The sequence below is a fragment of the Sphingobacterium sp. 2149 genome, from assembly GCF_031455655.1.
Taxonomy (GTDB): domain Bacteria; phylum Bacteroidota; class Bacteroidia; order Sphingobacteriales; family Sphingobacteriaceae; genus Sphingobacterium.
The window spans coordinates 251,047-264,599 of record NZ_JAVDTD010000005.1 but is presented as its reverse complement, the minus strand read 5'-3'; the positions used below and the strand labels follow the sequence as shown (position 1 = coordinate 264,599).

The window sequence follows — 13,553 nt, the reverse complement described above, 5'->3', positions numbered from 1 at the left end:
AAAAAATGATTGTTGGTTTTAAAAAAATAAAGAAATGAAAAAATTGATGTTAAGTTTGGCTTTATCTGGATTGATGTTAGCCGGTTTCGCTCAAGAAAAAAAAGATGTTAAACCAGAATTGAAAGAAATGCAAACTTCCATGCATAAACATAAAAGCGGAAGGATGCACGATGGTTTTAAAAATAAAACTCCTGAGGAAGTAGCTAAGATGAAAACTGATCGCATGGATCAAAAGCTGAAATTTACGGATAAACAGCGTAAAGATATCTATGCATTTCATTTGAAGCAAGCACAGGATCATCAAAAAATGGCCGCTGAACGAAAGGAACATCGTGCAAAAATGAAAAAGCAACGTGTGGCGGAACATGAAAAAATGATGGGAATGTTAACACCAGAGCAACAAAAAACGTTAAAGGATTCTTACGCTGAAAATCGAAAAATGCACAAAGAGCATTGGAAAAAAGACAGACAGCTCAAAAGAAAAGACGTTAAAAAAGGAGAACTGAATAAAACAAATGACGCCGACGTAAAAGCATCATAAACATTAAACAAGGATAGTTTTCATATTAAATATTGGTGAGTGTTAGTAGAGGAGGGAACCGTTGGTTCCCTCTTTCTTTTTTTTTATTCTTTATTTTTTTGTTGTTCTTTCCACTGTTTGGAGAATGATTTTTCTGACAACTTAGGTAATTCACGCTGATGCCCCCATGTTTTCTGAAAGAATTTTCGGATGAAAAAATTTTTGAATTTTCCACCGAAAAAATCGACCAATTTTCTCCGCATAATTCCATAAGTGAACCATTGCCAGGCTTTTTGTTCCGTTTTTGAAGCTAGACCTTGATCAACTGAATCTTTTCTGTTCACAAGAAGCATACGTTGTATGTCAATACCTACCGGACAGACCTCAGTACATTTTCCACAGAGTGTAGAGGCGTAGCTCAGGTGTTTAAATTCCTTCATCCCATTTAAATGAGGTGATATGAGTGATCCAATTGGGCCTTGATAAGTTGTTTCATAAGTATGGCCACCGATGTTCTGATAGATTGGGCATACATTCAAACAGGCACCGCAACGGATGCAATATAAGCCCTGACGCTGTTCTTTCTGAGCGAGAAGTTTGCTGCGGCCATTGTCTAGCAGAATGACGTACATCTCTTCGGGACCGTCGGATTCGTAAGCCTGTTTCGGCCCGGTAAGTAGTGTATTGTAAACCGTTAAATTCTGACCAGTACCGTGTGTAGATAAAAGCGGCCAAAAGATGTCTAAATCTTGTAGGTTGGGAATTATTTTTTCTATTCCAACTACAGCGATATGTGTTTTCGGGAACGTCGATGTCAATCGGGCATTTCCTTCATTTTCAGTAATCGCTAGGCTACCAGTTTCAGCGATCAGAAAATTGGCTCCTGTAATTCCGACTTCTGCTGATAAGTAGCGATCACGAAGTAGTTCACGCGCCTTCATTGTCAGTTGCTCTGCGGAAGCATCCAATGGAGTGTCAAATTTTTCATGGAAAAGCTTAGCAATATCTTCCAGGCTCAAGTGCATGGCTGGGGTAACAAAGTGATAGGGTTTTTGATCGAGCAGCTGTATAATATATTCGCCCAGATCGGTTTCTATTGCATCAATATTTTTGGAAGCCAGAAAATGGTTAAGCTCAATCTCTTCTGTTGTCATCGATTTAGACTTGACTACAGACTTTGCCTTTTTACGCTGAATGATCGCATAGATCTCTTCCAACGCTTCTGTGGCGTCGTTTGCCCAGATGACTTTTCCACCTCGGGCAGTGAAATTGGCTTCAAACTGCAACAGGTAGCGGTCGAGATTTTCCATGACCTTCCACTTAATCAAATTGGCTTTTATCTTGCTATTTTCAAGATCTGCAAATTTACTCTTGCCTTTTTCGAAAGCCATGCTGTATTTGTCGATATTGTAATTGATAATATCGCGGTGTTTGGTGTCAAATGCTTTTTGCGCACTTTCCTTTATAAATGCATTAGCGGTACTCTCTGCCATCTAATCTGCTGGTTTTTCACAAAAAAAAGTTGGTAAAAATTACCAACTTTTAAATATACTGTTAATAAATTGTTTCTCGAAAATCGAGGTAAAAATTTATGCTTTTATCGCAATATTTAAGCTGAGCTCGTCCAACTGTTCTTGGTGGATGGTTGACGGTGCATCAATCATAACATCTCTTCCTGAATTGTTTTTCGGGAAGGCGATGACATCGCGGATGGTATCTAAGCCTGCCAATAAAGATACTAGTCGGTCAAAGCCAAAAGCGAGTCCGCCGTGTGGGGGAGCGCCATATGTAAAGGCCTCCATCAGGAATCCGAACTGTTTTTTTGCTTCTTCGGAGCTGAACCCTAAATGTTTGAACATGAGTGATTGAAGTTCTCTGTCGTGGATACGGATTGATCCCCCACCGACTTCTACGCCATTTAATACAAAGTCATAGGCATTTGCTCTCACTTCTCCAGGATTGGTATCCAAAAGTGGAATATCTTCTGGTTTGGGTGAAGTGAACGGGTGGTGCATGGCGTGGTAACGACCGTTTTCTTCGTCCCATTCCAATAGCGGGAAGTCAACGACCCAAAGCGGTGCGTAGGTTTCTTTATTACGGAAACCCAATTGTGCAGCAACTTCAAGGCGTAGTTCATTGAGTTGTTTGCGCACTTTGTCTGTTCCACCAGCCATAATTAACAATAGGTCGCCAGGTTTCGCGTGGAACGCATCTGCAATTGCTGACAGCTGTTCTGGCGTGAAAAATTTATCCACAGAAGACTTTACTGAGCCATCTTCATTGACACGAGCATAGACCAATCCAGTTGCACCGATCTGTGGACGTTTGATGAATTCTGTCAGTGCATCCAATTGTTTCCTGGTGTAATGGGCACAGTTTTCAGCATTTATCCCTACCACTAATTCTGCGGCATCAAATACGGGGAAACCTTTTCCTTTGGCCACGTCGTTTAGTTCGACAAACTGCATTCCGAATCGGATGTCCGGTTTGTCGGATCCGTATAGACGCATGGCGTCTGCGTATGTCATGCGTGGAACGTTACCTAGATCAATACCTTTAATTGTTTTGAAGATATGTTTTGCAAGCCCTTCGAAGATATTTAAAACATCTTCTTGCTCTACAAAGGACATTTCGCAATCTATTTGCGTGAATTCTGGTTGGCGATCTGCACGTAGATCTTCATCGCGGAAGCATTTTACAATTTGAAAATAGCGGTCGAAACCTGAGACCATCAAGAGTTGCTTGAAGGTTTGAGGTGATTGTGGTAAGGCATAAAATTCTCCAGGATTCATCCGAGAAGGGACGACAAAGTCACGTGCTCCCTCGGGAGTTGATTTAATTAGATAAGGGGTCTCAACTTCCAGAAAATTTTGGGAGTCAAGATAACGGCGGATCTCTTGTGAAGTTTTATGGCGTAAAATAAGGTTTTCGCGTACTGGGTTACGGCGTAAATCCAGATATCTGAACTTCATTCGAATATCATCGCCACCATCTGTTTCATCTTCTATGGTAAAAGGAGGTAATTTAGCGGCATTTAGTATTTCAAGATTTAAAACCTTGATTTCAATATCTCCAGTGGGGATTTTAGCATTTTTATTCGAGCGTTCGATAACCTCTCCAGTTACCTTGATGACATATTCTCTTCCGAGTTCACGGGCACTGGCGCGTAAAGACGCATCATCATCTGCATTGAACGTTAATTGTGTGATACCATATCGGTCTCTAACATCGATGAAAGTCATACCGCCTAAATCGCGGGATTTTTGAACCCATCCACTTAGGGTAACCGTCTTCCCTAAGTCAGCTAGTGTTAATTCTCCACAAGTGTGTGTTCTGTGCATATCGTTATGAAAATTATATTTGACGCAAAATTATTGGTTTTACTCGACAATAACGAATTCTACTTTGGTTATTTGAACGACCTTCTCCCACTTTCTTCCACAATACTCTATGGTCTTTTTTATGGCTCCCACTTTATCCCCTTTTTACTAAAAAAGTGGTTGAAATTAAGTTGATAGGCCTAGAATTTTTACAATTCATTTCTAATTTTTTAGCGAAAAGTATGGAAAATAAACTGTTCTATCGCATGGGATTTTATAAGTTAATAGGGGTTTAACTGCTTGTAAATTAGGTTTTGCAGGATTTTTTATTCAAAGGAGATTTTGTTTGTTGTAGCTATTTATCGATGTGGAAAACTTTTTTATGTTATAAAGTGGGGGAAAGTGGGAGAAAGTGTATACTTTTACATTTAAATTAGAATAGGATAATTGACGATATGACTCAGTTAATCGGTGAATTTGAATGCAAGTTAGACGCCAAAGGAAGAATGGTGTTGCCAGCTGCGCTCAAGAGGCAAATGCCTCATGTAGAGCGGGATGGTCTTGTTGTGAATCGCGGTTTTGAGAAACATCTGGTTTTTTATCCACGGGAAGAATGGGATTTGATGACAGCTAAACTGGCGAAATTAAATCAATTCGATCCCAAGGTTCGTGCGTTTGTGCGTGCTTTTACACGCGGTGCAACCGAATTAACTTTGGATGCTGCAGGTCGTGTTTTGTTGCCGAAAAGCTTGTTGGAGTTTGCAGGTATACATGCCGAATTGGTTTTGGCCTGTCAGTTTAATAAGATTGAGGTTTGGTCTAAGGAAGGGTATGAGGAGTTGATGGGCGACGGTGGTGTGGAGGATATATCATCTTTAGCGGCAGAGGTAATGGGAGATATTAATTTTGGATTATAAGCGTATGGAAAATGTCTATCATGTTCCGGTCATGTTACAAGAATGCTTGGATGCGTTGGCGATTAAGCCGAATGGCGTCTATGTGGATGTGACTTTTGGTGGTGGTGGTCATTCTCGCGAGATTTTAAAGAGATTGGGACCAGAAGGGAAGCTGTTTGCTTTTGATCAGGATCCGGATGCATTGAAGAATGCAATCGACGATCCTCGCTTCACATTGATACATCAGAACTTTAGGTTTTTAAAGAATAGTCTTCGTTTGGAAGGTGTGCGTGCAGTAGATGGGATTTTGGCAGATTTAGGAGTTTCTTCACATCAATTTGATGCTGCGGACCGTGGTTTTTCTATTCGCTTTGATGCTGATCTGGATATGCGTATGGATCAGGTTGGTGATCTAGACGCGAAGTCACTCTTAGCCACCTATGCAGAGGAAGATCTCCATCGCATTTTTGGTATGTACGGAGAGATTATGAATGCTAAGTCGCTTGCGAAAACAATTGTTACGGCGCGTTTGGTTCAACCGATTCAAACTGTTTCAGAATTAAAAGAGGTGATTCAACGGATGGTTCCGAAAGGTAAAGAACATAAGTATCATGCGCAGGTGTTTCAGGCGCTTCGTATCGAGGTGAATCGTGAGTTGGATGCTTTACAGGAATTTTTGTTGCAGACGGTGGACGTGCTCAACGTGGGTGGGCGATTGGTTGTTATGTCCTATCATTCTTTGGAAGATCGTTTGGTTAAAAATTTTATGGCCAAAGGTAAGTTCAAAGGAGAGGTTGAGAAAGATTTTTTTGGAAATGAAATTAAGCCATTTCTTGTGGTTAGCCGTAAAGCGATTACGGCTTCTGCAGAGGAACTGGCTTTAAATAATAGATCGCGCAGTGCGAAACTGCGCATTGCTGAAAAGTTGGGTGTGTCTTAAAAATGGAGCGAGAGGATGAGCAGAAATACGATAAGACAGAAAGAGTTGAGTGAAGAAGTTCAAGAGGAACTGCAAGAAACTGTCGAAGAAAAGGCCGAACAAACAGAAGCGTTTATTAAAACGCTTTTTACCGTTGGAGACCTTTCGTTAAACAGAATATTGCATTACTTGCCATTTGGAGCATTTATAGCCTTTCTGATGCTATTGTATATTTCCAATCGTCATTTTGCCGAGCGAACTATTCGGAGTATCGATAAAGTGAGTAAAGAGGTGAAAGAATTGGGGTGGGATCATAAGTCTCTCTCTGCTGAACTGATGAAAATGTCTACACAAACAGAAATTGCTAAGCGTGTGGATTCTTTGGGTTTGAAAGAGCGAGTGGAGCCACCGATCAAGATCGAAGTTATAGAGAATAAAGAAGATAAATAGGAAGAGTTATGAGTATCAGAAATACGATTCTTGTTCGTGTCTACTTTGCTTTTGGGCTTATCGTGTTGCTTGCGTTTTTGGTGTTTGGAAAAATGGCAAAGTTGCAGTATGTCGATGGGCAGCATTGGAAAGCTTTAGCGGATAGCCTTTCTATTCAGGAACGGGAGGTGGAAGCTGCTCGTGGGAATATTTATTCGAATGACGGGAGTTTGCTGGCTACTTCAGTGCCTGAATATGAGCTTCGTTTTGATGCTATGGCTATTCCGGAAGAGGATGAAGAGTATTTCAACTTAAAAGTTGACTCCTTGGCGATTAAGCTTGCTGATTTCTTTAAAGATAAATCATCTCGGCAGTATTTGACATTATTAAAGCAAGCACGGAATAAAAAGCAGCGCTATTTGTTGCTTAAACGTAATGTGTCGCATCAGGATTTGAAACGTGTAAAGCAATTTCCTCTGCTTAAATCTGCTCGTGTCAATAAGGAGCGTTTTCCAAGTTGTTTGATTACAGATCGCCAAAACAAACGTATTTTGCCTTTTGTCAATCTTGCTGCAAGAACCATCGGCTATAAAAATGTGAAAGAAAATATTCATGTTGGACTGGAAGGTGCATATGGAGAATATATCGACGGAAAAAGTGGGAAAAGATTGATGCAGCGCATCGCAGGAGGTGTATGGATTCCTGTCAACAAAGATATCGAGGTTGCTCCAGTTGATGGGTCTGATATTATCTCTACCATTGATGTAAATATGCAGGATATGGCGCAAAGGGCGCTAGAGAAGCAGATGATTACGAGTAATGCGGATGAGGGCTGTGTTGTGATGATGGAGGTGAAAACAGGGGAGGTGCGTGCGGTGGCCAACTTTATGCGTGATAAGGATGGAGTCTATCGTGAAAAGTTCAATCTTGCCATTGCGCAGAGTGCGGATCCGGGGTCAACATTTAAGTTAGCTTCTTATTTAGCTTTGATTGATGATAAAAAAATAGACTCGAGCACAACTGTGAATATTGGTAATGGTAATTGGCCAATTTACAAACATACCATTCGGGATTCACATGCGCCCAAGAAGTCGATAATTTCGGCTAAAAGGGCTTTTGAGGAATCGTCGAATGTGGGCGTTACTAAATTTGTTTACCAAGCGTATAAAGATAATCCAGATCAATTTACCTCGAAGCTGCATTCTTTCGGTTTCGGGAAAACATTAGGTCTACAGATTCCGGGAGAAGGGGTACCTCTGGTAAAATCGTCGAAGAGCAAGAGCTGGAGTGGATTGTCTTTGGTACAGATGGCTTATGGCTATGAAATGAAGATTACCCCGTTGCAAACGTTGACGTTTTATAATGCTGTTGCGAATAACGGTAAATTGATAGCGCCACTCTTTGTTAAGGAAATTAGGCATTTGGGGAATACGATTCAAACGTTTAAGGCTAAGGTCCTCAACGAAAAGATAGCGTCAGACCATGCTTTATCAGAAGTGAGGGGAATGATGGAAGGGGTGATGATTGAAGGGACGGGTAAAAGCGTAGCTAGCCCGCTGTATAGTTCTGGTGGAAAAACTGGTACGGCCCAGATGGCAGATGGTTCGAGAGGATATGGTGCGAGACGCTACCAATCTTCCTTTGCAGGATATTTTCCAGCTGAGGATCCGAAATATTCCATCATTGTGGTGATCCGCAACCCGAGAAATGGATATTATGGCGGATCAGTTGCGGGGCCTGTCTTTAAAGAGCTTGCCGATATGGTGTACGCGAACGATATGGAGATGAAAGGAAAAAAGACGTTTAAAGCGGTCAATGTAGGTGGAAGAATGCCGTTGACTTTACAGGGGTCGAGAGAAGCGAGTAAAAAAGTGTACGATAGATTGGGGATTAATACGGTCAATTGGGATACAATTGCACGGGGAGAAGTGGATACGTCTACACGGGGAGTGCCGTTTGTAGATTTGAAATATAGAGAAGGAATCGTTCCGAATGTTGTTGGAATGGGATTGATGGATGCCTTATATGTGGTAGAAAATGCAGGCTTTAAAGCGCACGTGACTGGAAAAGGGAGAGTGGGGATGCAGTCACTCGTAGCTGGACAGAAACTGCCTTTTGGGACGGCGATAAATTTAGAACTTAAGTAATGATGGATTTAAAAAAAGTATTGCATGCCATCCCTGTTCAGCAGGTTGTGGGTAACCTTGAAGAGGTTGATGTGCACTCTTTGTGCTTTGATTCCAGAAAAGTAACGTTGGGAAGTCTGTTTATCGCTGTGAGAGGTGTGCAAACGGATGGTCATCTATTTGTAGAGAGGGCAATTACTTCGGGAGCAAGAGCAGTTATTGTAGAGCAGTTGCCAGAAGATATATTGGACTCTGTAGCGTATATTTTAGTCGCCGATTCTGCTTATGCACTAGGTGTAGTCGCAGCTAATTTTTACGGAAATCCTTCGGAAAAACTCAAGTTGGTCGGTGTCACAGGAACGAATGGTAAAACGACAGTTGCTACATTGTTGTTTCAGTTGTTTACTGAATTGGGGTACCATGTGGGACTGTTATCTACCGTGCAAAATCAGATCGGAACGAAGATTATACCGGCTACACATACGACCCCAGATCCTATTCAACTGAATCAGTTGCTGCATGATATGGTTAATGATGGCTGTGATTATGCCTTTATGGAAGTTAGCTCACACGCTGTAGTTCAGGAACGTATCGCAGGTTTAGTGTTTGCGGGTGCTATATTCACGAATATTACGCATGATCACCTGGATTTTCATGGAACGTTCGATAATTATATTAAGGCAAAAAAGAAGTTCTTTGACGATTTAGATGCAAATGCTTTTGCTTTGACCAATGCGGACGATCGAAACGGTCAGGTCATGCTTCAAAATACGGTGGCACATCGGAAAAGCTATGGCTTACGTTCGGGGGCAGATTTTAAAGCAAAGGTTATTGAAAGCCATTTCGATGGTATGCTGATGAGTGTTGACGGACAGGAAGTGTGGGTAAAATTGACCGGTGATTTTAATGCATACAATCTTTTGGCGGTATATACTGCTGCTATCTTACTTGAACAGGAAACTGTGAAAGTGTTGACTGCACTCAGCACGTTGAAAGGTGCAGAAGGAAGGTTTGAAACACTGAAATCGGCTACGGGCATTTTTGGAATTGTAGACTATGCACACACGCCTGATGCTGTGGAAAATGTACTCAAAACGATCAGCGCTCTGAGACGGCCAGAACAAAAAATCATTACAGTCTTAGGGTGTGGAGGCGATCGGGATAAGACCAAAAGGCCTGAAATGGCGGAGGCGGCCTTACGTTACAGTGATCGCTTTTTGATTACATCCGATAATCCGCGCACCGAGGATCCATACCAGATTATTAAAGATATTGAAGCGGGCGTGCTGGAGGATCAAAAGTCGAAGACGCTCTCAATAGCCGATCGTAAGGAAGCGATAAGGGTGGCTTATCAGCTGGCGAACCCGGGCGATATTATCCTGGTGGCGGGAAAAGGACATGAAAAGTATCAGGATATAAATGGTGTGAAGCATCATTTCGATGATAAGGAAGTTTTAGAGAATACATTTAACGAAAAATAGAAATATGTTGTACCATCTTTTTACGTGGCTTAGTGAATACATTCATATACCAGGAGGAGGTTTGTTTCAGTACATCTCCTTCCGTACATCTATGGCTGTCATTGTTTCATTGATCATTACCACGGTTTTTGGGGGGAAATTGATTCAATTCTTACACAATAAGCAAGTTGGAGAGACAATTCGTGATTTGGGACTGGAGGGAGAAAAAAAGAAAGCTGGTACACCGACTATGGGGGGAATTATTATTATCGCAGGTATTCTTATTCCCACTTTGTTATTTGCAAAATTGACGAATATCTATGTGATTATCATGATAGTAACTACATTATGGATGGGAGCAATTGGTTTTTTGGATGATTATATCAAGGTTTTTAGAAATAATAAAGAAGGTCTGGCTGGTAAGTTTAAGGTCGTTGGACAAGTTGGATTGGGAGCGATTATTGCTTGTACGATGTACTTTCATCCTGATATTGTTGTTCGAAAAGGGGTAGATAAACCTACGTCCACCAAACCCGTTGAGGTGGTTATCAACGAAGGCACTGGGGAGAAGACCTATGCAGAAAACGTTAAATCTTCGAAGACAAATATTCCGTTTTATAAAAACAACGAGTTTGATTATGCCAAAGTGTTTAAGATGTTTGGATTGCAAAGTGACTATTTAACTTTTTTTGTTTTTTTAGTTGTGGTAATCTTCATCGTAACGGCAGTATCAAACGGTGCAAATATCACGGATGGCATTGATGGTCTGGCCACGAGTACTTCAGCTATAATTGGTGTCACGCTAGCGATTCTAGCGTATGTGTCTGGTAACGTGATTTTTTCAGATTACCTCAATATTATGTATATCCCCAATTCGGGTGAGCTCGTCATTTTTGCTGGGGCATTCGTAGGGGCCTGTGTCGGATTCTTGTGGTATAATACGTACCCAGCTCAGGTTTTTATGGGGGATACAGGCAGTTTGGCGATCGGTGGTATTATTGCTGCTTTTGCTATCCTGATCCGGAAAGAATTGTTGATTCCGATTTTATGCGGTGTATTTCTTTTAGAGAATGTTTCGGTTATTCTTCAGGTGTCGTATTTCAAATACACAAAAAAGAAATATGGTGAGGGGAGAAGAATCTTCCTGATGTCGCCATTGCATCACCATTTTCAGAAGAAGGGCTATCACGAAGCGAAAATAGTAACACGTTTTGTCATTGTAGGAATTATATTGGCTATTCTTACTATCGTAACATTGAAAATTAGATAATGATGTCAAATATTGCAACAACATATTATCCTCAATCTGGAAGTTTGGTCATTTTAGGCGCAGGCGAAAGTGGCGTTGGAACGGCGATTCTCGGAAAAGAAAAGGGATTTGATGTATTTGTGTCAGATAAAGGGCTTATAGCGGATCATTATAAGGAACAGTTGAAAGCTGAGGGAATAGCATTTGAAGAAGGTAATCATGATGAGGAGCGTATATTGAAAGCTGCTTTAGTTGTGAAGAGTCCTGGTATTCCGGAGCATGTGCCTTTGGTGGTCGCATTGAAAGCAAAGAATACCCCTGTAATTGCTGAAATCGAGTTTGCAGCACAATATACAGATGCAAAGTTAATTTGTATTACTGGATCAAATGGGAAATCGACGACCACCATGTTAACCTATGAGATCCTTAAACGTGGGGGCTTAAATGTTGGATTGGCGGGTAACATCGGGAAAAGTTTTGCATTACAAGTAGCTAAAGAAAAGTTTGATTGCTATGTACTGGAAATATCGAGCTTTATGTTAGACGATATGTACCACTTTAGGGCCGATGTTGCTGTTATACTGAATATTACTCCTGATCATTTGGATCGATACGATCATAAAATGGAGAATTATGTGGATTCAAAATTCAGGATGATTCAAAATCAAACAGAGAAAGATTATTTTATATACTGTCTGGACGATCCGGAAACTATTAAAGGATTGGAAAGACATCATAGTAAAGGGACTTACTTACCTTTTACGCAAGAGCAACTTGTCGAATTGGGCGCTTATTTGAATGCCAATAAGACAATAATTATCAATACACCAAATAACGATACATTCACTATGAGAGCTGAGGAATTGTCATTGCAGGGGAAGCATAATATTTATAATAGCATGGCTTCCGGGCTAATCGCGAAAGTGCAGGAATTGAGAAATCAAGTGATGAAGGAGAGTATGGGATCGTATGTGAACATTCCACATCGGCTTGAGCATGTGGCCTGTATCGGCGGTATAAATTACATTAACGATTCAAAGGCAACGAATGTCAATTCAGTCTGGTATGCGCTGGAAAGTTTCTCTACACCAATCGTGTTGTTATTGGGTGGGGTAGATAAAGGAAATGATTACGGTATGCTCGCTGATTTGGTTAAAGACAAAGTACGCGCTATTGTTTGTTTGGGAAAAGATACAGCTGCGATTCATAAGGCATTTGAACATGATGTGGAGATTATTGTAAATAGTACATCCATGCAAGATGCGGTTGTGTTGTCTTCGCATTTAGCTCAAAAAGGGGATACGGTATTGCTATCTCCCGCATGTGCTAGTTTTGATTGGTTCAAGAACTATGAAGACCGTGGCGATAAATTTAAGGCTGCTGTCATGGAATTATAAAAGGTATAACCCAATAAAAGGAGGAAGTATATGCTACAGACTATAATGTCTAAATTGAAGGGTGATCGATGGATATGGATCATTGTGATTATCTTATCGGGATGGTCACTTTTGGCTGTATATAGTTCGGTGGGCACCTTGGCTTACAAAGAGGGAAAGGGTACCGAAATGTATTTGCTAAAGCACTTTTCTATCATCGCTGTTGGGTTTATTCTAATGTATCTTTCTCATAAGCTGGATTATAGGTATTATGCCGGGATATCAAAAATAATGATGGGTATTACGATCCCTTTATTGTTGTTTACGCTCTTATTTGGTAGTAAAGTTAATGAGGCCAGTCGTTGGTTGACCATTCCGGGTATAGGTTTAACCTTTCAAACTTCAGATTTGGCGAAGCTGTCACTCATCGTCTTTTTGGCAAGGATGTTATCGCGGAAACAGGAAGAGATCAAAGATGTAAAAAAATCATTCTTACCCATTATGGGATCTGTATGTGGCGTTTTTATTCTGATCGCTTTGGCTAATTTATCCACCGCATTGATGCTGTTTGGCGTGAGTGTTTTATTGCTCTTGATCGGTCGGATTAGTTTTAAGCAAATCGCCATTGTGTGTTGTGGTGGGGGAGTGCTTTTAATGATGGTGATCTTCTTTGGTCCCCGAAGGGCGACGTATATCAGCCGGGTAAAGTCATTTTTCCATACCGAGAAGGTTGATAAAACGGTATCCTTCCAGGATGATAAAAACTATCAGGCAAACAATGCAAAAATTGCGATAGCAACAGGGGGGCTTTTTGGAAAAGGGCCGGGAAATAGTGTACAGCGCAACGTGTTGCCACATCCTTATTCCGATTTTATTTATGCGATCATCATTGAGGAGTATGGGACTGTAGGAGGAGTAATCTTGCTATTTCTGTATTTGGCATTTATGTATCGATGTATCCGTATTGTAACGATGAGTCCTAAGGCGTTTGGTACCTTTCTAGCTGCTGGTTTAGGATTTAGTTTGACTATCCAAGCTTTAGCGAATATGGCTGTTGCTGTAGGTTTAGGTCCGGTTACAGGAGTTCCGCTTCCATTGGTTAGTATGGGAGGAACATCTATTTTATTTACGAGTGTGGCGCTGGGAATCATTCTCAGCGTGAGTAGAAATATTGAAGAGTTAAAAGGTAAAGAACAATTGGATGAAAGACCTAAGCCCAAAAAGGTGGTGGTAGGATCTATTCCAGCATTATAATAAA

Annotated in this window: 11 protein-coding genes; 9 read left to right on the top strand and 2 right to left on the bottom strand. The window is 41.0% G+C overall.

Annotated elements, in window-relative coordinates; genetic code table 11:
- Positions 1-34 precede the first annotated feature (34 nt).
- Positions 35-541, top strand: a complete 507-nt coding sequence (locus J2X77_RS09500) for a hypothetical protein (RefSeq protein WP_209576675.1) — start codon at positions 35-37, stop codon at positions 539-541.
- An 83-nt stretch (positions 542-624) separates the two neighbouring features.
- On the opposite strand, the gene J2X77_RS09495 is transcribed toward J2X77_RS09500, so the two are convergent.
- Both J2X77_RS09495 and aspS read right to left on the bottom strand, forming a co-directional pair.
- The gene (locus J2X77_RS09495; RefSeq protein ID WP_209576673.1) at positions 625-2,013 is read right to left on the bottom strand and encodes a LutB/LldF family L-lactate oxidation iron-sulfur protein; all 1,389 of its coding nucleotides are present in this window, start codon (positions 2,011-2,013) and stop codon (positions 625-627) included.
- Between the two features lie 96 nt (positions 2,014-2,109).
- The gene (aspS, locus tag J2X77_RS09490; protein WP_209576670.1) at positions 2,110-3,861 is read right to left on the bottom strand and encodes an aspartate--tRNA ligase; all 1,752 of its coding nucleotides are present in this window, start codon (positions 3,859-3,861) and stop codon (positions 2,110-2,112) included.
- Between the two features lie 434 nt (positions 3,862-4,295).
- Here aspS and mraZ point away from each other — a divergent pair, with 434 nt between their 5' ends.
- The 8 genes from mraZ to J2X77_RS09450 are packed head-to-tail and all read left to right on the top strand — an operon-like array spanning position 4,296 to position 13,549.
- A complete protein-coding gene (gene mraZ, locus J2X77_RS09485) occupies positions 4,296-4,757 on the top strand; it encodes a division/cell wall cluster transcriptional repressor MraZ (protein ID WP_209576668.1) in 462 nt (153 codons plus the stop codon).
- 4 nt (positions 4,758-4,761) lie between these two features.
- Positions 4,762-5,676, top strand: a complete 915-nt coding sequence (gene rsmH, locus J2X77_RS09480; protein ID WP_209576666.1) for a 16S rRNA (cytosine(1402)-N(4))-methyltransferase RsmH — start codon at positions 4,762-4,764, stop codon at positions 5,674-5,676.
- A gap of 15 nt (positions 5,677-5,691) precedes the next feature.
- Positions 5,692-6,105, top strand: a complete 414-nt coding sequence (locus J2X77_RS09475) for an FtsL-like putative cell division protein (RefSeq protein WP_209576664.1) — start codon at positions 5,692-5,694, stop codon at positions 6,103-6,105.
- A gap of 8 nt (positions 6,106-6,113) precedes the next feature.
- Positions 6,114-8,231 (top strand): penicillin-binding protein, encoded by a 2,118-nt coding sequence (locus J2X77_RS09470; RefSeq protein ID WP_209576662.1) that lies wholly within the window; start codon positions 6,114-6,116, stop codon positions 8,229-8,231.
- The gene (locus J2X77_RS09465) at positions 8,231-9,691 is read left to right on the top strand and encodes a UDP-N-acetylmuramoyl-L-alanyl-D-glutamate--2,6-diaminopimelate ligase (RefSeq protein ID WP_209576660.1); all 1,461 of its coding nucleotides are present in this window, start codon (positions 8,231-8,233) and stop codon (positions 9,689-9,691) included. The genes J2X77_RS09470 and J2X77_RS09465 overlap by 1 nt, the downstream gene beginning before the upstream one ends.
- Positions 9,692-9,695: 4 nt before the next feature.
- Complete coding sequence (gene mraY, locus J2X77_RS09460; protein WP_209576658.1) at positions 9,696-10,940, top strand: phospho-N-acetylmuramoyl-pentapeptide-transferase; 1,245 nt, start codon at positions 9,696-9,698, stop codon at positions 10,938-10,940.
- 2 nt (positions 10,941-10,942) lie between these two features.
- A complete protein-coding gene (murD, locus tag J2X77_RS09455; RefSeq protein ID WP_209576832.1) occupies positions 10,943-12,316 on the top strand; it encodes a UDP-N-acetylmuramoyl-L-alanine--D-glutamate ligase in 1,374 nt (457 codons plus the stop codon).
- A gap of 30 nt (positions 12,317-12,346) precedes the next feature.
- Positions 12,347-13,549 (top strand): FtsW/RodA/SpoVE family cell cycle protein, encoded by a 1,203-nt coding sequence (locus J2X77_RS09450; RefSeq protein WP_209576655.1) that lies wholly within the window; start codon positions 12,347-12,349, stop codon positions 13,547-13,549.
- Positions 13,550-13,553: the final 4 nt, after the last annotated feature.